The sequence below is a fragment of the Alphaproteobacteria bacterium genome, from assembly GCA_041396705.1.
Taxonomy (GTDB): Bacteria; Pseudomonadota; Alphaproteobacteria; order CALKHQ01; family CALKHQ01; genus CALKHQ01.
In genome coordinates, this window is sequence record JAWKYB010000011.1 from 89,504 (window position 1) to 111,288 (window position 21,785).

General features: G+C 71.7%; 19 protein-coding genes and 2 pseudogenes. 7 read left to right on the plus strand and 14 right to left on the minus strand.

The window, feature by feature from the left end; translation table 11 throughout:
* The first annotated feature begins 1,004 nt into the window (after positions 1-1,004).
* The 4 genes from R3F55_16390 to R3F55_16405 all read left to right on the plus strand — a co-directional run bounded on the left by R3F55_16390 (position 1,005) and on the right by R3F55_16405 (position 2,504).
* The gene (locus tag R3F55_16390) at positions 1,005-1,310 is read left to right on the plus strand and encodes a type II toxin-antitoxin system RelE/ParE family toxin (protein ID MEZ5668986.1); all 306 of its coding nucleotides are present in this window, start codon (positions 1,005-1,007) and stop codon (positions 1,308-1,310) included.
* The gene (locus tag R3F55_16395) at positions 1,307-1,615 is read left to right on the plus strand and encodes a putative addiction module antidote protein (protein MEZ5668987.1); all 309 of its coding nucleotides are present in this window, start codon (positions 1,307-1,309) and stop codon (positions 1,613-1,615) included. The genes R3F55_16390 and R3F55_16395 overlap by 4 nt, the downstream gene beginning before the upstream one ends.
* Positions 1,612-1,761 (plus strand): hypothetical protein, encoded by a 150-nt coding sequence (locus R3F55_16400; GenBank protein MEZ5668988.1) that lies wholly within the window; start codon positions 1,612-1,614, stop codon positions 1,759-1,761. The genes R3F55_16395 and R3F55_16400 overlap by 4 nt, the downstream gene beginning before the upstream one ends.
* Before the next feature lie 65 nt (positions 1,762-1,826).
* A complete protein-coding gene (locus R3F55_16405; protein ID MEZ5668989.1) occupies positions 1,827-2,504 on the plus strand; it encodes a transposase in 678 nt (225 codons plus the stop codon).
* A gap of 177 nt (positions 2,505-2,681) precedes the next feature.
* Here R3F55_16405 and R3F55_16410 read toward each other — a convergent pair.
* A pseudogene (locus R3F55_16410) lies at positions 2,682-3,078 on the minus strand (fasciclin domain-containing protein).
* 140 nt (positions 3,079-3,218) lie between these two features.
* On the minus strand, positions 3,219-4,049 hold the full coding sequence (locus R3F55_16415) for a hypothetical protein (protein MEZ5668990.1): 831 nt from the start codon (positions 4,047-4,049) through the stop codon (positions 3,219-3,221).
* Positions 4,050-4,169: 120 nt separating this feature from the next.
* Here R3F55_16415 and R3F55_16420 point away from each other — a divergent pair, with 120 nt between their 5' ends.
* Together R3F55_16420 and R3F55_16425 are read left to right on the plus strand one after the other, a co-directional pair.
* The gene (locus R3F55_16420) at positions 4,170-4,610 is read left to right on the plus strand and encodes an SRPBCC family protein (protein MEZ5668991.1); all 441 of its coding nucleotides are present in this window, start codon (positions 4,170-4,172) and stop codon (positions 4,608-4,610) included.
* A gap of 22 nt (positions 4,611-4,632) precedes the next feature.
* Positions 4,633-6,159 (plus strand): SRPBCC family protein, encoded by a 1,527-nt coding sequence (locus R3F55_16425; GenBank protein MEZ5668992.1) that lies wholly within the window; start codon positions 4,633-4,635, stop codon positions 6,157-6,159.
* A gap of 338 nt (positions 6,160-6,497) precedes the next feature.
* Here R3F55_16425 and iolB read toward each other — a convergent pair whose 3' ends face one another.
* Both iolB and iolC read right to left on the minus strand, forming a co-directional pair.
* Positions 6,498-7,298, minus strand: coding sequence for a 5-deoxy-glucuronate isomerase (iolB, locus tag R3F55_16430; GenBank protein ID MEZ5668993.1), 801 nt, complete (start codon positions 7,296-7,298; stop codon positions 6,498-6,500).
* Positions 7,299-7,372: 74 nt separating this feature from the next.
* Complete coding sequence (gene iolC / locus R3F55_16435; protein MEZ5668994.1) at positions 7,373-9,292, minus strand: 5-dehydro-2-deoxygluconokinase; 1,920 nt, start codon at positions 9,290-9,292, stop codon at positions 7,373-7,375.
* A 157-nt stretch (positions 9,293-9,449) separates the two neighbouring features.
* Here iolC and R3F55_16440 point away from each other — a divergent pair, with 157 nt between their 5' ends.
* The gene (locus R3F55_16440) at positions 9,450-10,343 is read left to right on the plus strand and encodes an SDR family oxidoreductase (protein ID MEZ5668995.1); all 894 of its coding nucleotides are present in this window, start codon (positions 9,450-9,452) and stop codon (positions 10,341-10,343) included.
* Here the strand turns inward: R3F55_16440 and R3F55_16445 are convergent.
* From R3F55_16445 to R3F55_16490, 10 genes and pseudogenes are all read right to left on the minus strand, one after another.
* Positions 10,340-11,170 carry a carbohydrate ABC transporter permease gene (locus R3F55_16445; protein MEZ5668996.1) on the minus strand — a complete coding sequence of 277 codons (831 nt, stop codon included), beginning with the start codon at positions 11,168-11,170 and terminating at the stop codon, positions 10,340-10,342. The genes R3F55_16440 and R3F55_16445 overlap by 4 nt on opposite strands.
* On the minus strand, positions 11,167-12,039 hold the full coding sequence (locus tag R3F55_16450) for a sugar ABC transporter permease (GenBank protein ID MEZ5668997.1): 873 nt from the start codon (positions 12,037-12,039) through the stop codon (positions 11,167-11,169). The genes R3F55_16445 and R3F55_16450 overlap by 4 nt, the downstream gene beginning before the upstream one ends.
* A gap of 134 nt (positions 12,040-12,173) precedes the next feature.
* Positions 12,174-13,499, minus strand: coding sequence for an extracellular solute-binding protein (locus R3F55_16455; protein MEZ5668998.1), 1,326 nt, complete (start codon positions 13,497-13,499; stop codon positions 12,174-12,176).
* Positions 13,487-15,111, minus strand: a pseudogene (locus tag R3F55_16460) (putative N-acetylmannosamine-6-phosphate 2-epimerase). The gene R3F55_16455 and the pseudogene R3F55_16460 overlap by 13 nt, the downstream one beginning before the upstream one ends.
* 91 nt (positions 15,112-15,202) lie before the next feature.
* The gene (locus tag R3F55_16465; protein MEZ5668999.1) at positions 15,203-15,970 is read right to left on the minus strand and encodes a GntR family transcriptional regulator; all 768 of its coding nucleotides are present in this window, start codon (positions 15,968-15,970) and stop codon (positions 15,203-15,205) included.
* A gap of 83 nt (positions 15,971-16,053) precedes the next feature.
* Positions 16,054-17,823 (minus strand): SulP family inorganic anion transporter, encoded by a 1,770-nt coding sequence (locus R3F55_16470; protein MEZ5669000.1) that lies wholly within the window; start codon positions 17,821-17,823, stop codon positions 16,054-16,056.
* A 199-nt stretch (positions 17,824-18,022) separates the two neighbouring features.
* Positions 18,023-19,108, minus strand: a complete 1,086-nt coding sequence (locus tag R3F55_16475; protein ID MEZ5669001.1) for a helix-turn-helix transcriptional regulator — start codon at positions 19,106-19,108, stop codon at positions 18,023-18,025.
* Between the two features lie 253 nt (positions 19,109-19,361).
* Positions 19,362-19,742 (minus strand): response regulator, encoded by a 381-nt coding sequence (locus R3F55_16480; GenBank protein MEZ5669002.1) that lies wholly within the window; start codon positions 19,740-19,742, stop codon positions 19,362-19,364.
* Between the two features lie 52 nt (positions 19,743-19,794).
* Entirely contained in the window at positions 19,795-21,201 is a 1,407-nt protein-coding gene (locus R3F55_16485) for a TRAP transporter large permease (protein ID MEZ5669003.1), read from the minus strand.
* Entirely contained in the window at positions 21,198-21,779 is a 582-nt protein-coding gene (locus tag R3F55_16490) for a TRAP transporter small permease (GenBank protein ID MEZ5669004.1), read from the minus strand. Before R3F55_16490 ends, R3F55_16485 begins: the two co-directional genes overlap by 4 nt.
* Positions 21,780-21,785: the final 6 nt, after the last annotated feature.

Here is a 21,785-nt window from a genome sequence, read left to right on the forward strand (position 1 = left end):
GTGGTGAATGGGGACTCCTCTCGGGGTCTAATTTGAAGGAGGTTCGTTCGGTGACGTTGCCACGATTCATTGGGATAGGGGCACTTGACTGCCAGCTTAACTCGGAAAGCTGAGTTCCGGTCAAGATGTGTGCTCATTTTTCGCCACGGCTACGAACTTAGAAATCCGAGTCAGTTCACTCTTGCAGAGGGTTGTTTGGTCCTTTCTGGGTCCCAAGCGTGATATCCTAGTAACTGCTCTGGCTATCAAAATAATGAGACTTATGACAGATCTTTCTCTGGAGGGGCTCAGGAGGACCGAGTTTGTAGTCTACAATGGTCGACCGTATCTGATGGGACATAGAGTTGCTGTCCATGACTTGAATGCCGGATCGATCGCCTCTTCTGCTTCGCGTCAGAGAGATAGCGACTCTTGGACTCCAAATGATGGCGGGTATACTGCCTTTCTATGGGCAATTGATCCAAAACATGTAGATTCGGCCATCTTTGGTGGGTTTTGAATTGCTGGACTGCTTTCGTCCCAATCGCTGCTAGACTTCATTGCCGGCGCTCAAATCGTTCGCTCTCGGCTGTTCCCAAAGTCTGATCTCCGTCGCCCGCCCCGTGCTTGGTGGCCATCTATTGTCGCCCCATGTGAGGTCCGAGTAGTGAAGACTAGGAGTGCCAGAACTAGCAGCAATGAACGCACCGAAAATGCGGCGCTTCCAGCACCAATGGCAATCCCGCGCATCTTGCCCTCCGCTGCCACTCCTGCTGACATCATGACCTGATTGTAAGGGACGGGCAAGCGCCTCAGGTTGGAGGGTTGGAGGCAAAGACAAAGGCAAAGGCAGGCGCGAGGCGCCCCATGAGGCGCCCCTGGTCTGGCTTCGCGCTGTCAGCGGAAGGTGTAGTGGATTACGGGATTACGGTGACAGTGCATTAAAGTGACCCTTCACGCCGTTCCTGTCAAAATTCCCGCGTGCCACGTCCTTGCATTCTGTCCCCTGTGGGTTACATATGCCGATGATGGAAGTGCGGACGACCGACGTCTTCGATCGCTGGCTCGCGCGGCTGAAGGACCGGCGGGCGCAGGTTCAGGTCGCGGCGCGGATCGATCGGCTGGCGTTCGGGCATTTCGGCGATGTCGAGGCGGTCGGCGACGGGGTTGAGGAGCTGCGCATCCACGCCGGCCCGGGCTATCGGGTCTATCTCACCCGCCGTGGCCGTACCCTGGTCGTGCTGCTGTGCGGCGGCGACAAGGGCAGCCAGGCGCGGGACATCGCACGGGCGAAGAAGCTGGCGCGGCAGCTGGAGGAAGACGGCGCATGACACGGACCATGACCAAGACCCGGCCGTTCGACATCGCCGAGTGGCTGACCGACGACGAGGCGGTCGCGGTCTATCTCAGCGAGGCGCTGGAGACCGGAGACCATGCCTATGTCGCCCATGCGCTGGGCCAGGTCGCGCGGGCGCGCGGCATGGCGGAGATCGCGCGGCGGTCGGGCGTGAAGCGGGAGGCGCTCTACCGCGCGCTCAGCACCGCCGGCAACCCCGGCTTCGCCACCATCCTCAAGGTGATCAAGGCGCTGGACCTGAAGCTTTCCGCTGCGCCCGCGGGCGAGGCGGGGCGGTGAGCCCGGTCGACGTGGCGCGGATCGAGGCGGCGCTGTCGGCGCTGCTCGACGGCGCCAAGGTGGATCTTCGTATGGCGCAGGATCTCAGCCGGTATTTCCGCGATGCCGTCGTGGCCGAGGCGGTGCCACAGTATGTCGCCGGCTGACGCCGTCCGGCTGCGGCACGGGCGTGGATGCGCGGGACCAGCCCGCGCATGACGGAATAGCGGCCATGGCCCGTCTCGCCCGCACCGTCGTGCCCGGCCTGCCGCACCATGTCACCCAGCGCGGCAACGGGCGGCAGCAGACGTTCTTCACCGACGACGACTACCGGCTCTATCGCCGGCTGCTCGGCGAGGCGTGCCGGGACCACGGGGTCGGCGTGTGGGCCTGGGTGCTGATGCCGAACCATGTGCACCTGGTGCTGGCGCCGGAGACGGCCGAGGGGCTGAGCCGGGCGCTGGCGCGGGTGCACCGCGCCCATGCCGGGGCGGTGCACGCCCGGCTGCAGCGCACAGGGCACTTCTGGCAGGGGCGGTTCGGCGCGGTGGCGCTGGACGAGCCGCACGTCGCGGCCACGCTGCGCTACGTCTACCTGAACCCGGTCCGCGCGCGGCTGGTCGAGCGGGCGGCGGAGTGGCCGTGGTCGAGCCTGCACGCCCATCGCGGCGCCGCCGACGGCGTCACCGACACCGGCCCGGTCGAGGCGCGCTTCCCCGGACTGGCCGGGCTGCTGGAGGCGGACGAGACCGACGCGGCGGCGCACAAGGCGCTGCGCCGGGCCGAGAGCATCGGCCGGCCGCTGGGCGACGCCGCCTTCCTCGCCGCGATCGAGAGCCGGCTCGGCCGCGTGGTCAGCCCGCGCAAGCGCGGCCCGAAACCGAAAGAGGCCAGCGCCCCGGGGCGGTAGCGGCGCGTGCCCCGGAAGCGGCAGTGGCCGCCATCGTGCTTGCGGCTTGCGCTCGCGTCGGCCGCGATGCCGGGCCCACGCTGTCTGCGCACCGGCCGCCGTGCGCAGTCCGGCCAGGGCTGGCCGCCGCGGCGCTGGGTGCGCCGGGCGGCCGGGACCCCGGTTTCGGCGGTCGCGCTACGGCAGGATCACCGCGTCGATGACGTGGATCACGCCGTTGCTGGCCTCGATGTCGGCGGCGGTGACGTTGGCCTGGTCGACCTTGACGCCCGCCGTGGCGTCGATGTCGACCGTGCTGCCTCCACCGTGGCCACCTGCAGCACCTGCCCGGCGATGTCGGACGACATCACCCGACCGGGAATGACGTGGTAGGTCAGGATCTGCTGCAGCCGCGCCGGTTCTCCGGCTTCAGCAGGTCGTCGACCGTGCCGGGGGGCAGCGCGGCGAAGGCGGCGTCGGTCGGCGCGAACACGGTGTAGGGCCCGGGGCCCTTCAGGGTGTCGACCAGCCCGGCGGCCTGCACCGCGGCGACCAGCGTGTTGAAGCTGCCGGCGGCGACGGCGGTGTCGACGATATCGGCGGTGGCCTGGGTCGATGCGGTGGCCTGGGCCGAGGCGGTCGCCTCCGGCGCCGTCCTGCTGCTGCAGGCGGCGAGGCCGAGCGCGGCACAGGCGGCGATGCCGATGGCGGCCGTGCGAAGTCCTGCGATTTCGATCACATGTCTCTCCCTCGTTGTGTTGGCGTGGACCGGTGGATGCGCGGCACAGCGGCCGTCACCGAAGGTGGTACGCAGCCCCGTGCGCCGCGGATCATCGCCAGTGCATGCCCGTCGCCGGGATGCGCGGCCGGATGGCAGGCGGATGGCGGGCGGTTGGGCCCTACAGCACGCAGCCGCAGCGGGCGCTGCGGGCATAGGCGTCCAGCCGCGGGTCCGCAGCCGCGCCCGTGGCGAGCCAGGCGTCGACGATCCGCTCCACCGCCTGCGGCCGGGCGGCGTGCCAGTGGCCGAGGCCGTGCAGCGCGCTTTCCTGGCAGGCGGGCGACGGCAGCGCCAGGGTGGCCTGCATCACCGCCAGCGCGGCGTCCTCCAGCGCCGGGCGCTGCGGGTCGTCGGCCAGCGCGATGCAGGAAGCAGTCCCACCACATGTAGCAGACGTCGTTCAGCGGCCCGCCGGCCTCGCTGAGATGGCCGAGGGCGGGCGCGCAGCGCGGCGCGAACAGGGCGGCGAACAGGGTGCCGATCGCCGCGATGCAGCGCAGCCGGTCGGCCACCGGCACCGCCGGCGCGCTGAACCAGCCGTCGTCGCCGGTTGCCATGCTGTCGACCAGATAGGTCAGGCCCTGGGCGATCTGGCTGTCGGCGAACCAGGCCAGCGCCGGCACCGGGTCCGCGAACAGCCGGGTCAGATGGGCGATCGCCTGCGCCGGCGGCGGGTCCCACCAGGCGCAGTCGGCGTCGAAGAACCAGGCAGCACCGTGCGGCCGCACCGCCGGCCCGAAGGCATGCTCGATCCAGTCCTCGAACGAAAGGTCGGTCAGCCGCATCGCGCCCGCTCCCGCCGCGTCGTCTCCGGGCGATGGTAGGCAGACAGAGCCTTACGCTTCGTTGCCGCCGCGGCGCCTGCCGGCTGTTGACAGCCGCGCGCCGGCCCGCATTGTTGCGCCATGCCACGCGCCTATGCATCCGCCGTCATCGAGGCCCCGGTCGGCACCGTCTGGGCCACGGTGCGCAACTTCAACGCGCTGCCGGACTGGCACCCGCTGGTCGACGACAGCCGCATCGAGCAGCGGCGCGCGGCCGACCAGGTCGGCTGCATCCGCAATCTCACGCTCGGCGACGGCGGGCGCATCCGCGAGCAGCTGCTCGGGCTCAGCGACTACGATTTCGCCTGCACCTACGCCATCCTGGAAAGCCCGATGGAGGTGCGCAACTACGTCGCCACCCTGCGCCTGTTCCCGATCACCGACCGCAACCACGCCTTCGCCGAATGGACCGCGGAGTTCGATTGTGCGCCGGCGGACGAGGCGCCGCTGCTGCGCCAGATCGGCGAGGGCGTGTTCGCCGCCGGCCTGGCCGCGCTGAAGCGCATCTTCGACGGCCGATGAGGCCGGCCGCCGCACCCCGGCGATGGTGACGGTCGCGCGCAGCACGGTGATCGACGCGCCGGTCGACGCGGTGTGGGCGGTGCTGCGCGACTTCAACGGCCACGACCGCTGGCACCCGGCGGTGGCCGAGAGCCGGATCGAGGAGGCCGAGCCGGCCGACCGCATCGGCGCGGTGCGCCGGTTCCGGCTGGCCGACGGCGGCGTGTTGCGCGAGCAGCTGCTGGCGCTGGACGACCGCACCCGCAGCTTCACCTATTGCCTGCTGGAGGCGCCGCTGCCGCTGCACGGCTATGTCGCCACCGTCGCGCTCAGGCCGGTGACGCTGGGCGACGCCACCTTCTGGCACTGGCAGTCGCGCTTCGACCCGCCGCCGGGCGAGGCCGAGCGGCTGGTGCGGCTGGTCGGCGACGCCATCTACGCCGCCGGCTTCGAGGCGATCCGTGCCATCCTGGCCCGGCCGGCGCGCACGCTCGCCGCCCGGCCGGCGCCGCCGGACACCGCGCCGGATCCGGTGGCGGACCCGGTGGCGGACCCGTTGGCGGACGGGGCGCCGGAGGCCGAGACGGCGGGCACCATCCACGCCCGCGCCATCGTCGTGCGCAGCCACGGCGGGCCGGAGGTGCTGGCAACGGAGACGGTGGCGGTGCCGCCGCCGGGGCCGGGCGAGATCCGCCTCGCCCAGGCCGCGGCCGGGGTCAATTTCATCGACGTGCATGGCCGCCAGGGTTCGTCGCGCACGCTGGCGCTGCCCGGCATCCCCGGCCTGGAAGGGGCGGGGCGGGTCACCGACGTCGGCGCCGGCGTGACCCGTTTCCGCGCCGGCGACCGCGTCGCCTATGCCGGCGGCCCCGCCGGCGCCTATGCCAGCCATCGGTTGCTACCGGCCGACGTCGCCGTGCCGCTGCCCGACGACATCGACGCCGTGCTGGCCGGGGCCTCGCTGCTGCGCGGCATGACTGCGGCGGCGCTGCTCACCCGCGTCCACCGCGTCGGCCCGGACGACCGGGTGCTGGTGCATGCCGCGGCCGGCGGCACCGGCCGCATCCTCGCCCAGTGGGCGCGCGCGCTCGGCGCCCGGGTGATCGGCACCGTCTCCGACCCCGCCCGCATCCCGGTCGCGGCCGCAGTGTGCGACGCGGTGATCGACCGCGGCAGCGAGGATGTCGCCGCGCGGGTGCGGACGCTGACCGACGGCGCCGGCGCCAGCGTCGTCTATGACGGCATCGGCCGCGCCAGCTTCGCCGGCTCGGTCGCCGCACTCGGCCCGCGCGGCCACCTGGTGCTGTACGGCCGCGTCTCCGGCCCGGTCGGCGCCCAGGACCTGGAGGACCTCGGCCGGCGCTCGCTGACGGTGTCGCGGCCGAACTTCGCCGACTATGCCGACAGCGCCGCGAGCCGGCAGGCGCTGGCCGACGCCTATTTCGCCATGCTGCGCCGCGGCGCCGTGCAGGTCGACATCGCCCGCCGCCTGCCCCTCGATCACGCTGCCGAGGCCCACCGCCTGCTCGAGGCCGGCACCGCCACCGGCCTGACCGCCCTGGTGTTCTGACCCCGGCTGTCCTTCGCGACGCCGCCGTTCCCGGCGGCTTCTCAGGGCGAGGCGAGGGAGGAGAAGGCGGCCGTGCGTCCTTCGAGACGCCGCGCTGGCGCGCGGCTCCTCAGGATGAGGCGGGGGTGGTGTGGGTCTCGGCCGCCTCCGCCGTGTCGGGTGGGCAATCCGGCACCGCCATGCCGGCCTTTCCGCAACCCGCCCCGCTCCTCATCCTGAGGAGCCGGCCGCAGGGCGGCGTCTCGAAGGACGCACCCCGCCGCCGCAACCCGCCCCGCTCCTCATCCTGAGGAGCCGGCCACGGGCCGGCGTCTCGAAGGACGCACACCGCCGCCGCCCTATTTCGGCAGCAGCCAGCGGTGGCAGGCGCGGGTGTTGACCCGCCACATCCGCTTCGGGCCGGCCATCACGTTGAGGTAGTAGAGGTCGTAGCCGTGGGCGGTGCCGCAGGGGTGGTAGCCGTAGGGCACCATCACCAGGTCGCCGTCGTGGATGCACATGGTGACGTCCAGCGCCTTGTCGTCGGTGTAGACGCGCTGGAAGGCGAAGCCCTGCGGCGGGTTCAGCTTGTGGAAGTAGATCTCCTCCAGCCGGGTCTCGTCCGGGAAGTTGTCGGTGTCGTGCTTGTGGCTGGGATAGGACGACCAGCAGCCCGACGGCGTGATCACCTCCACCACCAGCAGCGAATGGGCCGGCTTGGTCTCCGGCAGGATGTCGCAGACATGGCGGGTGTTGGTGCCGCTGCCGCGGGTCATGGTGCCGCAGTCCTCCGGCCGGATCAGCCGGGGCGCGTGGTCGCCGCCGCCGGGCGCGGTGCAGACGGCGACCTCGCACGCCGTCACCGCCTCGATGCCGTAGCCGGTCTTCCACGGCACGTAGACCGACCACGGCCGGCCGGAGAACACGTCGGCACGCTCGCCGATCGCCGCATAGGTCTCGCCGCCCGCGGCAATCGTCGCCTTGCCGCCGAGGATGACCAGGCAGGCCTCGATGTCGCCGGTCTCGGCCGCGACCCGCTGGCCCGGCTGCAGTCTGTAGGTGTCGAAGCCGACATAGGTCCAGCCGGCGCTCTGCGGCGTCACCCGGTGAACCAGCCCGGCGGCGTCGGGCGCGTGGTCGGTCAGCAGCAGGTCGGGCATTGCGGGTCCTCTCGGATGTGCGGGCGCCAGGCGCCGGTCTTAGCGAACGAACGGCGGCCGCGGCAACGCCGGCGTCAGCCGGCCGCGGCCTTCAGCCGGTCCCAGACGGCGATCAGGCCGGCATAGGCGTCGGCCATCCGCTGGCGGGCGCCGGCGTCGTCGATCTCGCCGCCGAGCCAGGCGCGGGCCGCGGCGCCGAAGATGGTGCGGCCGACGGCGAAGCCCTTGCACACCGGCTGGCACGCGGCGCGGGCGAAGCTCGCCTCCAGTGCGGCCGCCGGCGCGTCGAGGCCGAGCAGCAGCACGCCGCGGCACCAGGGGTCGTTGGCGGCGATGGTGTCGGCGATGGCGGCCCAGGCGGCGTCGCTGCCGGGGTCGGGCAGCTTCCACCAGTCCGGCCAGATGCCGATGGCATAGAAGCGGGCGAGCGCCCGGGCCAGCGTGGTGTCGTCGACCGCTGCCGCGCTTTTCGACGGAATGATCTCCAGCAGCAGCTCGTGGCCGGTGCGCCGCGCGGCGTCGAACAGGCGCAGCGCCTGCTCTTCCTGTGCCCGGCACAGGTCGGCGGGATCGTCGGGGTGATAGAAGATCAGGCACTTCACCACCTGCTCGGCCGGCCATTCGCGCAGGGTGCAGCCGACGTCGGCGCCGCCCTCGAACCGCACCGGGACCGAGCCGGGCGCCTCGATCGGCCGGCCGATCCAGCAGCCGGTGCCGGTGGCGCGGTCCAGCACGTCCTGACCGTAGCGGCCGTCGAGCAGGATGCCGAAGTCGCTGCGCCCGTCCGCCGCCTGCTGCGCCGCGTCCAGGCACAGCGCCTTGAATTCGGCGATGCGGCCGCGATCGGCGCCGGCCGCGTCGGCCATCGCCTCCATCTGGGCGCGATGGTCGAACGCCATCGCCAGCACCTGCGGCCGCTCGACCGTGCGGTTGGTGGCCCAGTGCACATGCTCCAGCTTGCGGTCGAGGCGGAGCGCGTGTTCCGCGCTGCCATGGGCGAAGAAATAGTCGAGCTCTGCCCGGCTCGGCACCGCCGGCGCGCAGCCGTGGCGCGAGACCGCGAAGGCGCCGCAGGCGTTGGCGTACTTGCAGGCGGTTTCGATCGGCTCGCCGCGCAGGTAGCCGAGCAGGAAGCCGCTCATGAACGCATCGCCGGCGCCGAGCACGTTGAACACCTCGACCGGGAAGCCGGGTCCCTTGATGCCTGACTCGATGTCGTCGGGGATCGGCCCGTCGAACACCACGCAGCCCATCGGCCCGCGCTTGACCACGATCAGCGCTGCCGGCGCCAGCCCGCGGATCACCCGGCAGCAGGCCAGGGTGTCGGTGGAGCCGCCGGCGATGTGGATCTCCTCCTCGGTGCCGACGATCACGTCGCACAGCGGCAGGATCGACTGCAGGTGCGCCGACACGCTGTCGCTGGCGACGAAGCGCTCCTCGCCCAGGCCCAGCCCGGTCAGGCCCCACAGCACCGGCCGATAGTCGATGTCGATGATGACCTTGCGGCCGAGCCCGCGGGCGATGCGCATCGCCTTGCGGCTCATCGCGTCCAGGTTCGGCTTGGAGAAGTGGGTGCCGGTGACCAGCACCGCGCCGGCGCGCGCGATGAACGCCGCGTCGACGTCGTCCTCGCCCAGCGCGGCGTCGGCGCAGTTCTCGCGCACGAAGATCAGCGGGAAGGTCTTCTTGTCGCGGATGCCGAGGATCACCAGCGCGGTCAGCCGGTCCGGGTCGGTCTTGATGCCGGTGACGTCGACGCCCTCGGCGGCGCAGGTCTCGCGGATGTAGCGGCCCATGTGCTCGTCGCCGACCGCGGTGATCAGGCCCGGCTTCAGCCCGAGCCGGGCGGAGCCGATGGCGATGTTGGTCGGCGAGCCGCCGACATATTTGGCGAAGCTGGTCATGTCCTCCAGCCGGCCGCCGACCTGCTCGCCGTAGAGGTCGACCGACGAGCGGCCGATGGTGATGACGTCGAGGGTCGGCGCGGCGGGCATGAGAGGCGTCTCCGGAGCTGCGGGCACGGCGGGCGCATATTGGTGCGCCGGGGTGCGGCTGTCATCCCGCGCGTTGAGCGGCACCGGTCTGCGGCGGCGCTTCCGCCGGTCGCCGCCAGCGGCTAGGGTCGCGGGCGCACGGATGGGGGCGACGGACATGAAGGTGCTGATCACCGGCGGCGGCGGGTTCATCGGGGCGTGGCTGGCGCGCCGGCTGGCCGGCATGGGCGCGGCGATCCGCGTGTTCGACCTGAAGGACGATCGTCGGCTGGTGCGCGCCGTCGCCGGCGACGCCGTCGCGGATGCGCTGGACTGGCACGTCGGCGACGTGGCCGATGCCGCCGCGGTGCGGGCGGCGGCGCAGGGTTGCGACCGCCTGATCCACCTGGCGGCGCTGCTGACGCCGGCCTGCCAGGCCGATCCGGTGCGCGGCGCCACGGTCAACCTGATCGGCACGCTGAACCTGTTCGAGGCGGCGCGGGCCCACGGCATCGGCACGGTGCTCTACATGAGCAGCGCAGCGGTGTTCGGGCCCGACGACGGCACCACGCCGCGGCCGACCACCCACTATGGTGCGTTCAAGCTGGCCTGCGAGGGCTCGGCCCGCGCCTATCGGGCCGACCATGGCATCGCCAGCGCCGGCTTCCGCGCCTTCGTGGTCTACGGTCCCGGCCGCGACCTCGGGCTGACCGCGGGCCCGTCGCTGGCCTGCCGGGCGGCGGCCGAGGGCCGGGACTACACCATCCCCTACAGCGGTCCGGCCGACTATGTCTTCGTCGGCGACCTGGTCGAGGCCTTCGCTGCCACCGCCGCGCGCCCGCCGCAGGGGGCCGCGGTCTACAACGTCGTCGGCGAGCAGGCCGACGCCGCCGACGTCGCCGCCGCGATCATGCGCGCCGCACCCGGCGCCGCGATCCGCGCCGAAGGCCCGCCGCTGCCGGTCGCCGCCGACATCGCGCCCGGCACGCTGCGCGACGACTATCCCGAGGTGCCGCGCACCGGGCTGGCCGACGGCATCGCGCGGACCATCGGCTTCTACCGCGCCGCCTAACCCTTCACCGCCCCCGAGGTCAGCGAGCGGCCGATCTGGCGGTACATCAGCAGGCCCAGCAGGGTCGGCGGCAGGGCGCCGATGATCATCACCGCGGCGGCGATGCCCCAGTCGACGCCGCCGCCGCTGGCGGCGAAGAAGAACGAGGCGCCGACGGTCATCGGCACCGCCGAGCGCGTGGTCAGCATCAGGCCGAACAGGAACTCGTTCCAGGCGGTGATGAAGCCGAAGATCAGGGTGGCGGCCAGCGCAGCCCGGCACATCGGCGCGGTCACCCGGGTCAGCACGGTCCACAGGCCGGCGCCGTCGATGCGGGCGGCCTCGTCCAGCTCGGCCGGCACCGCGTCGATGGCGTTGACCAGCATGATCAGCGCCAGCGGCAGGTTGACGATGGTCAGGATCAGGCCGAGGCCGATGCGGGTGTCGAGCAGGCCGAGCCACTGGTACATCATGTAGATCGGGATCGCGAAGATGATCAGCGGCACCGCGCGCAGGTTCAGGATCGCCGGCAGCAGCAGCCGGCGCCCGTCGCCGTGCCGCGCCATCGCATAGGCCGCGGGCAGGGCCAGCACGATCGCCGCCACCGCGCCGAAGGTGGAGGCGACCAGGCTGTTCAGCAGGAAGCCGGCAGCGTCGAAACGGTCGGCGATCTCGAATACGCGGGCGTAGTTCGACAGGGTCGGCGCGTCGATCCACAGGCTCGGGTTCATCGAGATCTCGCCGGGCGTCTTCAGCGAGGTGACCAGGGTGACGATCACCGGCACGTTCATCGCCAGCGCGACGACGACGAACACAAGCCAGCGCAGCGCGGTCACGGCATGGGTCATGCCGCCGCTCCGCGGCGCATCACCAGCCGGTTGACCGCGTAGAGCACGACGAAGGCGGCGACCAGCAGAACCATCGAGGCGGCGACCGCCTTGCCGATGGCGCCCTCGCGGAAGAAGGCGAGGTAGATGTAGATCGACAGGCTGGTGGTCGAGCCGCCGGCGCCGGAGCCGGTCAGGGTGTAGACGTTGTCGAACACGCGGAAGCCGTCGATGAAGCGGATCAACCCGACCGCGACCAGGCTCGGCAGCATCAGCGGCAGCTCGATGTGCAGGAAGTTGCGCAGCGGGCCGGCGCCGTCGATCCGCGCCGCCTCCACCACCGCCGGCGGGATCGACTGGTAGGCGCTGTACAGGATGACCAGCGCGAACGGGGTCCACTGCAGCGTCTCGATCGTCGCCAGCGTCCAGAACGCCGACTGGGCGTCGAGGAAGGACGGGCTGTCGCCGAACCAGCTCCACAGATAGTGCGGCACCGGGCCGACGAACTCGTGCAGCACCAGCCGGTACATCAGCCCGACCATGGCCGGCGCCACCATCATCGGCATCATCAGGATCGCCATCAGCCAGGGCCGCTTCTGCAACAGCGGCGCCAGGAAGATGGCGAGGCCGAGCCCGAGCAGGGTCTCCGCCGCGGCGGTCAGCAGCCCGAAGCGGAACGAGAAGCCGGTGGCGGACCAGAAGGCGCCGTCACCCAGCACGTCGGCGAAGTTGCCGAGGCCGGTGACCTCCGGCGTGCGCAGCGTCTCGAAGGTCACGTTCGACACGCTGTAGACCAGGTCGACGATCAGCGGGAAGGCCAGGAACAGCAGGAGGAAGCCGGTGACCGGCGCGATCAGCGGCAGCGATTCCGGGTGGCGGCGACGGGTCATGCTGCCGGCTCTGCGCGGATTGGCTGGCGCGTCACGTCAGGTCTCGTTTCCGGGGATGCACGTTCGGCGCCGCGGCGGCCGGGCCGGCGCAAGTCAAGTGGCGGGGGCACCGTGCGGCGCCCCCGCCCGCGCGATCACTTCAGCAGCTCGGCCATGCCGGCGGCGGTGTGGGCAAGCGCGTCGTCGAGCGACTGCTCGCCGGCCCAGTAACCGGTGAACTCCTTGGCTTGCAGCTCGTAGACGCTGAGCGCGTTGGCCGAGGTACCGCCGTTCATGACGAAGCCGTAGGCGCCGGCATAGGTGCCGAGCGCGACCAGGTCGGGCCGCTCCTCGGCGATCTTGGCGGAGACCGCCGGGGCCAGCGCCGGCGAGCCGCCGGCCCGCGCGTAGATCAGCGCGGCCTCCTCGGAGGCGAGCCAGTCGAGGAAGGCCTTGGCGCCGTCCATGTTCTCGGCATTGGCGTTCAGCCCCAGGCCGAGGCCGTGGATGTGGGTGAAGCGGCCCTGCGAGCCGGTGGGCGGCGCCACCGTGCCGACCACCTCGGCCACCGCCGGCGTCTTCTCCGGGTCGGTCAGGTCGCCGGCGGCCGCGTTCCACTGCAGCATGGTCGCGGCCTGGCCGGAGCCGAAGGCGGCGTTGGCCTCGGCATATTCGTAGCTCAGCGAATCCCGCGGGCTGGCGCCGGCGTCGTAGAGCATCTTGTACAGCTCCAGGCCCTTGCGGAACGCCTCGGAATCCACGGTGATGTTGCCGTCCGCATCCATCCAGTTGCCGCCCTGCGACCGCGCGGTCGAATGCCAGATCATCATGTTGAACAGCAGGTTCTTCATCTGCAGCACGGTGCCGTAACGCACCGGGCTGTCGGCGTTGATCGCCTGGGTGAAGAACAGCGCGGTGGCGGCATAGTCGTCCCAGGTCCACTCGTCCGGGTCCTTCGGCGTCATCGCGGTGCCGAGGTGCTCGGCGCTGATCTCGCCATAGCGCGCCTGCCAGTCCGCATTGGTCAGCAGTTCGGCGATCAGGTCGGCGCGGTAGTACATGAAGTGCAGCGACAGGTCGGTCGGCACGCCGTACTGGGCGCCGTCATACTGCATGGTCGCCAGTACGCTGTCGCCGAACACGTCGACGGCGCTGGCCGGCAGGTCCAGCGGCGCCATGTAGGGCGCATAGCGGCCGACCGCGTAGGTCGCGGTCAGGTTGATGTCGAATTCGGTGGTGCCGGCGGCGAGGTCGGCCTGCAGCTTGTCCCAGAAGCCGTCGCGGTTGAAGAAGATCAGCTCGACCTTGTCTTCGTCGGCGACGCCGTCCATGGCGTTGTAGGCGTCGGCGGCCGCGCGCAGCGCCACCTCCTCGGGTCCGCCCGGCCAGCCGAGCACGGTGACCTCGGCCAGCGCCGAGCCCGCGGGCACCATCGCCGCCGCCATGGTGGTGGCCAGCAGCCTTGTCCTCATCCTGCGCATCGTCCCATCTCCTCCTTGCTGAGCTCCGGTTCTTCGGTTGCGTGGAAATCGTGGCCTGCGGCGAGGTCGGCGGCGCCGACGATGCCGGCATCGGCGCCGAGCGCGGCCGGCACCAGCGCCGCCGGCGTATGGCTGCGCACACCCGCCAGCTTGGTGCGCAGGCGCTTCAGGTAGCCCGATGCCAGGCCGACCCCGCCGCCGATCACGATGCGGTCGGGGTCGAACAGATATTGCAGGTCGGCGATCACCGCGGCGAGCCGGCCGGCGGAGGCGTCGACGATGCCGGCCGCCCAGGCCACGCCGCGGTCGGCTTCGCCGATCACCGCGGCCGCGTCGGCACTGTGGCCGAGCCAAGCGGCCTGCGCGGCGATCCACTGGCCGGACAGCGTGTCCTCCAACCGGTCGACGCCGGGAATCCGCGCCGCGAGCTGGCCCAGGCTGCCGGCGATGCCGGTGCGGCCGACCAGCAGCCGCCCATCGATCACCACGCCGCCGCCGAACCCGGTCGACACGGTCATGAACAAGATGGTACGGACGCCGCGGCCGGCGCCGTGGCGGAACTCGCCCCAGGCGGCCGCCTGGGCGTCGTTGACCGCGCGGACCGGCACCGCCAGCGCCCGTTGCAGCCGGTCGACCAGCGGAAAGCCGTCGGGCACGGCCAGCACGCCGGGATTGAGCGCGGACCAGCAACCGCCGGCGACCACGCCGGTGACGGCGATGCCGGCGCGCTCGAAGCGGCCGTGCCAGCCGTCGGCGAGCCGGCCGATGCCGGCGATCCAGTCTTCGGCGGTGGCGTCCCGCGCCGTCCGCTCGGCCCGGCTGTCGACGATCCGACCGTCGGCGACCAGCGCCGCCAGCGTCTTGGTGCCGCCGAGGTCGACGGCCAGCGTCAGCGGCGCGCTCATGCCCGCGCGGCCGACGATTCGCGCCGGTCGGCGACGGCGGCGGCGACCGCCGCGTCGAACCAGCGGGTGACGAACTCGGGCCGGGTGATGGCGGAGCCGACCACGACGGCGAGCGCGCCGGCGCGGATGGCGGCGGCGGCATCCTCGGGCGCGCGCAGGTTGCCCTCCGCGATCACGTTCGGCGTCAGCACGCGCAGGGCGGCGATCAGTGCGAGGTCGGGCGCATCGGGCTCCGGCCCGCCGGTGTAGCCCGACAGCGTGGTGCCGACCAGGTCGCAGCCGGCCTCGAGTGCGGCGCGGCCGTCGGCGGCGTCGGCACAGTCGGCGAAGGCGATGGCGCCGGCGGCGTGGGCGGCCGCGCACAGGGCGGCGACCGGCTCCGGCCGCGGCCGACGGGTGGCGTCGAAGGCGACGGCGTCGGCGCCGGCGGCGGCCAGGGCGGTCACGTCGTCCGACGTGGCCGTGATCCGCACCGGGCTGTCGGACCGGTCGCGCTTGATCAGCCCGACGATCGGCGCGTCGGTGGCGGCGCGGACGGCGGCGACGTTGGCGGCGCCTTCGATCCGCAGACCGGCGGCGCCGCCGTCCAGCGCGGCGCGGGCGAAGCCGACCACGAACGGCGTGCCGTCCAGCGGCCCGCCGGCGACCGGCTGGCACGACACGATCAGCCGGCCGCGGATCCTGTCGATGAACGCCTCGCGCTGCATCGGGCGTCTGTTCCCCCTCGAAGCCCCGGATCGGAGTGGGCCACAAAGCGACCAGTTCGGCAAGTGGTATTTAACTGGACTTGATGCGCGGTCAGACGGCGAAGGGCTCGTCGGCCTCCCGGGTCAACTCCACCGCGAAGTCGTAGGCGTCGCCGCGATACCGGGTCTGGCAGTATTCGACCACGCGGCCGTCGCCCAGGAAGCAGCGCCGTTCGATCACCAGCAGCGCTTCGCCCGGCGTGCAGCCCAGATGGCGGGCGTCCTCGGCGCTCATCACGTCGGCATAGAGCCGCTGGACCGCGCGCACCGGCGCCACGCCGTCGGCGTAGAGCACGGCATAGAGCGAGGTCTTCACCCGGTGCGGCGAATCGAGCAGGGCGCGCGGCACGGTCGAGCGTTCGATCGCCACAGGCTCGCCGTCCGCGGTGCGCAGGCGCACCATCCGGCACACCTCCTGGTCGACGCCGAGGCCCAGCGCCATCACCTCCGCCGGCGTCGCCGGGCCGACCGAGCGCGCGATCCAGACCGCACCGGGGGCATAGCCGCGGGCGCGGATATCCTCCGAGAAGCTGGTCAGCCGCGACAGCGATTTCTCGACCCGCGCCGCCGCCACGGTGCGGGCGCCGTGCCGGCGGACCAGGCTGCGCTCCGCCACCAGGCAGTCGATCGCCTTGCGCACGGTGACCCGCGACACGTCCAGCGCCTCGGCCAGCCGGCGCTCGCCAGGCAGGGTCACGCCGGGCGCTTCCGCACCGGCGGCCAGGCTGGTACGGATCGCCTCGGCCAGCCGCTGGTAAAGCGGCGCGGCGTCGTCGGCGCCCTGCGCCAGTTGCTTCCGGATGTCCTCGACCAGATCCATGCGTCCGTTCCCGGCGTCGCCCGCATCGCCGCTGCGACGGATGGCGCAAAGGCCGGCAGCCTGTCAACGCGCCACGACTGCCGTCACCCGGTCGGGCTGGCGTCCCCGGCGGGCGCGGCGGACGCTGCCGGCCCCGCGGCCGCGGCGTGTGCGAGGCGCCGCCGTGCCGAGGCGAGAGCGTCGGCCTGCTGCGCCTTGAAGCGGACCTGCGGCGGGCGGACTCCGTGGGTGAGCAGCGCGCGGCGGATGGTCGGCCCGGCGCCGGCGATGTAGACCAGCGCGCCGCGCCGGCCGGCCTTGCGCACGAAGCCGTGGATTGTGGCGGCGGCGGTCGAATCGAGGATCGGCACCGCCGCCATGTCGATGACATAGGCCCGCGGGTGCTCGCCGATGCGGTCCAGCGCCGCGCCGACGCTCGCAGCGGCACCGAAGAAAAAGGCGCCGGTGATGCGATAGACGACGATGTCGCGGTCGGTCGCCGGTCCCGGGTCGTAGGGCACGCGCGCCGCCCCGTCGGCGCTGTCGGCGACGTCCTCCGGCACCAGCGGCACCGGCGCCTGGTTTTCCACGGCGACCGCCTGGGCCATGCGGTGCAGGAACAGCAGCGCGCCCAGGCCGAAGCCGACCAGGATGCCCTCGGTCAGGTCGCGGAACACCACCAGCCCGAAGGTCGCCAGCAGCACGACGGCGTCGCCGATCGAGGCGCGCAGCAGCGTGGCGAACTGGTGCCGCTCGGCCATGTTCCAGGCGACCACCGCCAGCAGGCCGGCCAGCGCGGCCAGCGGGATGTAGCTGGCGAGCGGCGCCGCCACCAGCACGAAGGCCAGCAGGAACAACGCGTGCAGCATGCCCGCCACCGGCCCGCGGGCGCCGGAGCGCACGTTGGTGGCGGTGCGCGCGATCGTGCCGGTGACGCATATGCCGCCGACAAGGGCCGAGCCGATGTTGGCGACACCCTGCGCGACCAGTTCGCAGTTCGAGCGGTGGCGCCGCCCGGTCATGCTGTCGGCGATCACCGCCGACAGCAGGCTTTCGATGCCGCCGAGCAGCGCAAAGGCCAGCGCCGACGGCAGCACCGCCGCCACCTTGTCCCAGCCGAGGTCGGGCAGGCTCGGCGCCGGGATGCTGCGCGGGATGCCGCCGAAGCGGCTGCCGATGGTCTCCACCGGCAGGCCTGCCGCCCAGGCCGCCACGGCCGTCACCGCGACCGCGATCAGGAATGACGGCCATTGCGGGCGGAACCGGCGGATCGCGACGATGAGGCCGATCGCCAGCGCCGCGACGGCGACGGCGGGCAGGTCGGCGGTGGGCAGCGCATCGATCAGCGCCTCCACCTTGGGCACGATCGGCCCCGGCTCCGGCCCGTCGAGGGTCAGCCCGAGCAGCGCGCTGACCTGGCTGGCGAAGATGATGACGGCGATACCGGCGGTGAAGCCCACCGTGACCGGGTAGGGGATGTACTTGATGAAGGTGCCGAGGCCGAGGAAGCCGACCGCGAGCAGGATCAGCCCCGACAGGAAGGTGGCCAGGATCAGCCCGTCGACGCCGTGCTGCATCACCGTGGCGGCCACGAGCACGATGAAGGCGCCGGCGGGTCCGCCGATCTGGAAGCGGCTGCCGCCCAGCGCCGAGACGATGAAGCCGCCGACGATGGCGGCATAGAGTCCGCGGTCCGGGGTGACGCCGGACGCGATGGCGATCGCCATCGACAGCGGCAGCGCGACGATCGCCACGGTCAGCCCGCTCAGCGCGTCGGCGCGCAGGTCGGCCAGACCGTAGCCCTCGCGCAGGACGGTGACGAGCTTCGGCGTGAACAGCTCTATGAGCGTCGGCCCGCGGGTGTGGGCGTTCATCGGGTCCAGCGTCCTGCCGCGCCCCGGCAACGGCGCGCGCTGCCCGGGCGGTGTTGCCGTCGGCGGCGGCACGAGCCGTGCCGGCGGCCCAGAGCCGTCCGCCAAACCCTGTCCTTGCCAACGGAGCTTTCGAAATCTAGCGCCGAAGCGCCGCTGTCGCCACGGCCAACTTGACGCTGGCCGGTCTCGACCCGGCCGGTCAGCCCGGCGGCAGGCCGAGGATGCGGACCATGAGCTCGCTTTGCCGGCGCGTGCCGGTCTTGGCGAATACCGACTGCAGATGGTTCCGGGCGGTGTTGCGGCTGATGCCCAGGACGGCGGCGGACTCCTCCAGGTCCTTGCCCTCGGCCAGCAGCGCGACCACGCGTTCCTCGGCCGCCGACAGACCGTAGAGCCGGCGCATCAGCGCCATTCTGCCGGGGCCGGGCTGCTGCGGGTCGTGAACGTGGGCCACCACCGCCGGATGGCGCGGGTCGACCCGGCTGGTCGCCGGCAGCGGGATCAGGCGCAGGGCGAGCGGCGCGGCGCCGGCACGCGGGACCAGCATGACGGCATCCTCGCCGCGCAGCGCGCTGCCGATGGCGCCGCGCAGCAGCGCATCGGCCTGCCGCGCGCGCGCCGCCAGCGCGCCCCGGTCCACGCGCAGGCCGCCGCCGTCCCGTACGATCGCCTCGGCCAGGCGATTCATTCGCAGCACCTTGCCGGCATGGTCCAGCGCGAAGACCGCCCACGGCACGTGGTCGGGCACCCATGCATCTGCGGTGTGGCCGCCGCCGCTCTGCCGGGCCAGCCGCCAGGCGCGGCCGACATTGGGCGCAAGCCGCCGGAACGCCTCGATTTGCGCGCGGTCGGGGCGGCCGTGCCGCGTGGCGAACTCCAGCGTGTGGTAGAGCGAGATGTCGCCGTCGTCGAAGAGCCGCGAACCGATGAAGCAGCGCAGGCCGGAATGGCGCCCGATCGCGTCGTAGAACTCGCTGCGGTCCATGCCGCGGTCGTCGATGAACTGGTGGTCGCACACCACCAGCCCGGCCGCGTGGCGCTGGGCATAGCGCATGCGCGGGTTGATCTGGTGCAGGCGCTCGCGCTCCGCCGCCGGCGGTGGGTCCAGGCCGGCTGCGATCATCGAGACGACCCGGCCGTCGCGGTTGTCGACCTCGAACAGCAGGCTGCCCTCGGCGCCGAACGCCGTCGCCGCCTCGCCGATCACCGCCGGGAACGTCGCCTCGGCGCATGCCGCCGCGAACAGCCGGTCCTGGATGCAGAGAAGGTCCGCGGGCTCGATCACCGGCCGATGGTTCCGCTCCCGCCGGGCCGCATCCGCATGTTCCAATCTCCAGCCACAATTAGTACATTGGTACCAATCGAAGCAGTTTCACCGCCGCGCGGCAAGACTAGACTCCGGCGCGGGAAATCAGCGGAGCGGTGCCGTCGCGGCCGGACTCCGCCAGCGGCTTCCAGCGCAGCGATGTGCTGGTGGGGGTCGGCCTGGCCGTCGAACGGGGACTCGGCGGCCGGGCCGACATTCCGCCCGGCGGCCGCTATCGCTTCGAATCGGCGACGCAGTCCGCGATGATGGCGATCAGCTCGTCCGGTTCGAACGGCTTGGCCAGCACCGCGCGGGCGCCGAGCTGGCTGGCGAGATCGAGGAAGTCGGAGCCGTAGCCGACGCGCGACCCGCCCGACATGACGACGATAGCGGTCTTCGGAAAGGCCTTGCGCAGCGCCATCACCGTCTCCAGGCCATCCTGCTCCGGCATGAACACGTCGGTGACGACGATGTCGGCGGGGGCCTGCCGCATCAACTGCAGCGCCTGCCTGCCGTCGGCGGCCAGGCGCACGTTGTGGCCTTCCTGGCCCAGCAGCGCGGCCAGCATGTTGCGTATGCCCTCGTTGTCGTCGGCGACGACGATCTCTGCCATCTGCGCCTCGGCCCTGTCACCGGCGCGAACTCGCGGTGCCGGCCTAGCGTGACTAATTCCTGAACTGGCTGAGATCAAGGCCGCTGCTCACCGTCTCCGGTCCCAGCGCCCACTGGTACAGCCCGGTGGACAGGATCGGCACATAGGTGATCAGCACCAGGAAGACCAGCAGCACCATCAGCCAGGGCAGCGCGGCGGCCACGGTGCGGGTCAGGCTCATGCCGGTGATGCCGGCGGTGACGAACAGGTTCAGCCCGACCGGCGGAGTGATCAGCCCGATCTCCATGTTCACCACCATGATAATGCCCAGGTGGATCGGGTCGATGCCCATCTCGATGGCGATCGGGAAGAAGATCGGCGCCAGGATCAGCACGATCGCCGACGGCTCCATGAAGTTGCCGGCGATCAGCAGGATGACGTTGACCACGATCAGGAACATCCACGGCTCCAGACCGGCGGCAAGGATGCTCTCGGCCAGCGCCTGCGGGATCTGCTCGCTGGTCAGCACGTGGGCGAACATGATCGCGTTGGCGATCAGGAACATCAGCATGATGGTGGTGCGGCCGCCGTCGATCATCACCTTGAAGGTGTCGCGGTGGACGAAGGCGTGCGGCACGGCCGTCAGCCAGCGGATGTGGCCGTTGCGGATGTCGCCCGCGGCCGGCGACTTCAGCGGCCCGATGTCGCGATAGATGAAGCAGGCGGCGATGAAGGCATAGACCGCGGCCACCGCGGCGGCCTCGGTGGGCGTGAAGATGCCGCCGTAGATGCCGACGAAGATGATGGCGATCAGGCCCAACCCCGGCAGGGCGTGAAAGGCGGTGCGGTTCCATTCGGCGCCGGTGATGCGCGGCAGCTTCGGCATGCCCTTCTGGCGGGCGCGGAACCAGATCACCGCCATCAGCATCAGGCCGGCGATCAGGCCCGGCACGATGCCGGCCAGGAACATGCGCCCGACCGAGACCTCGACCGCGGCGGCATAGACCACCATCACGATCGACGGCGGAATCAGGATGCCGAGCGTGCCGGCGTTGCAGATCACCCCGGCGGCGAACTCCTTGGAGTAGCCTGCCTGGACCATGCCGGCGATCACCACCGAGCCGACGGCAACGACCGTGGCCGGCGACGAGCCCGACACGGCGGCGAAGAACATGCAGGCCAGCACCGAGGCCATCGCCAGCCCGCCGCGCAGGTGGCCGACGCAGGCGATGGCGAAGTCGACCAGCCGGCGGGCGACGCCGCCGGTCGACATGAACGCCGACGCCAGGATGAAGAACGGGATCGCCTGCAGCGTGTAGTGGTCGTCGAAGGCCGAGAACAGGGTCTGCGCCATCGAGGCCAGGCTGGTGTCGGCCATGATCGCGACCGTCAGGATCGACGACAGGCCGAGGGCGAAGGCGATCGGCATGCCCAGCGCCATGAACGCGAAGAACAGGATGAACAGGAAGGCGGTGGTCATGGCCGGGTCTCGTCCCGGCCGGTTGCGGCATGGCTCTCCAGCGCCTCGCGGGCCTCGTCGCCGATGGCGAAGCCGTCGGCGCGGTCGCGCAGGATGTTCCAGGCGATGCCGACCAGCCGCAGCAGCACCAGCGCCATGCCGATCGGCACGATCAGATAGGGCAGGCCGCGCGGCACCTTCAGGTCGTCGGTGGCGAAGCGCCAGACCTTGTCGATGTATTCCCACGCGCCGAGGATCAGCAGCACGGCATAGGCGATGCACAGGCCGACCGCGATCAGGCCGACGGCGCGCCGCGCCGGGCGCGGCAACAACCGGACCAGGGCGTCGACGCCGATATGGGCGCCGACCCTGAGCGCATAGCTGACGCCGAACAGCACCAGCCAGGCGAACAGGTAGCGCGACAGCTCGAACGCCCAGCCGATGCTGTCGCCGAGGCCGCGCAGCACGACCTGCACGAAGGTGATCAGGGTCAGCGCCGCGAACAGGAGGGCGATGACGCCCTCCTCGCTGCGGTGGATCAGCCGCAGCCAGGCGGGTGGGGACGCTCCCGCCTGGCCGTCGGCCGGTGCGCCAGACATGATGTC

Excerpts from the sequence above, each read along its gene's own strand:
- R3F55_16440 (MEZ5668995.1), top strand. The coding sequence starts at position 9,450 with ATGAAGGTGCTGATCACCGGCGGCGGCGGGTTCATCGGGGCGTGGCTG.
- R3F55_16470 (MEZ5669000.1), bottom strand. The coding sequence starts at position 17,823 with ATGAACGCCCACACCCGCGGGCCGACGCTCATAGAGCTGTTCACGCCG.
- R3F55_16415 (MEZ5668990.1), bottom strand. The coding sequence starts at position 4,049 with ATGCGGCTGACCGACCTTTCGTTCGAGGACTGGATCGAGCATGCCTTC.
- R3F55_16490 (MEZ5669004.1), bottom strand. The coding sequence starts at position 21,779 with ATGTCTGGCGCACCGGCCGACGGCCAGGCGGGAGCGTCCCCACCCGCC.
- iolB (MEZ5668993.1), bottom strand. The coding sequence starts at position 7,298 with ATGCCCGACCTGCTGCTGACCGACCACGCGCCCGACGCCGCCGGGCTG.
- R3F55_16425 (MEZ5668992.1), top strand. The coding sequence starts at position 4,633 with ATGGTGACGGTCGCGCGCAGCACGGTGATCGACGCGCCGGTCGACGCG.
- R3F55_16465 (MEZ5668999.1), bottom strand. The coding sequence starts at position 15,970 with ATGGATCTGGTCGAGGACATCCGGAAGCAACTGGCGCAGGGCGCCGAC.
- R3F55_16450 (MEZ5668997.1), bottom strand. The coding sequence starts at position 12,039 with ATGACCCGTCGCCGCCACCCGGAATCGCTGCCGCTGATCGCGCCGGTC.
- R3F55_16455 (MEZ5668998.1), bottom strand. The coding sequence starts at position 13,499 with ATGCGCAGGATGAGGACAAGGCTGCTGGCCACCACCATGGCGGCGGCG.
- iolC (MEZ5668994.1), bottom strand. The coding sequence starts at position 9,292 with ATGCCCGCCGCGCCGACCCTCGACGTCATCACCATCGGCCGCTCGTCG.
- R3F55_16390 (MEZ5668986.1), top strand. The coding sequence starts at position 1,005 with ATGATGGAAGTGCGGACGACCGACGTCTTCGATCGCTGGCTCGCGCGG.
- R3F55_16480 (MEZ5669002.1), bottom strand. The coding sequence starts at position 19,742 with ATGGCAGAGATCGTCGTCGCCGACGACAACGAGGGCATACGCAACATG.
- R3F55_16395 (MEZ5668987.1), top strand. The coding sequence starts at position 1,307 with ATGACACGGACCATGACCAAGACCCGGCCGTTCGACATCGCCGAGTGG.
- R3F55_16420 (MEZ5668991.1), top strand. The coding sequence starts at position 4,170 with ATGCCACGCGCCTATGCATCCGCCGTCATCGAGGCCCCGGTCGGCACC.
- R3F55_16405 (MEZ5668989.1), top strand. The coding sequence starts at position 1,827 with ATGGCCCGTCTCGCCCGCACCGTCGTGCCCGGCCTGCCGCACCATGTC.
- R3F55_16445 (MEZ5668996.1), bottom strand. The coding sequence starts at position 11,170 with ATGACCCATGCCGTGACCGCGCTGCGCTGGCTTGTGTTCGTCGTCGTC.
- R3F55_16485 (MEZ5669003.1), bottom strand. The coding sequence starts at position 21,201 with ATGACCACCGCCTTCCTGTTCATCCTGTTCTTCGCGTTCATGGCGCTG.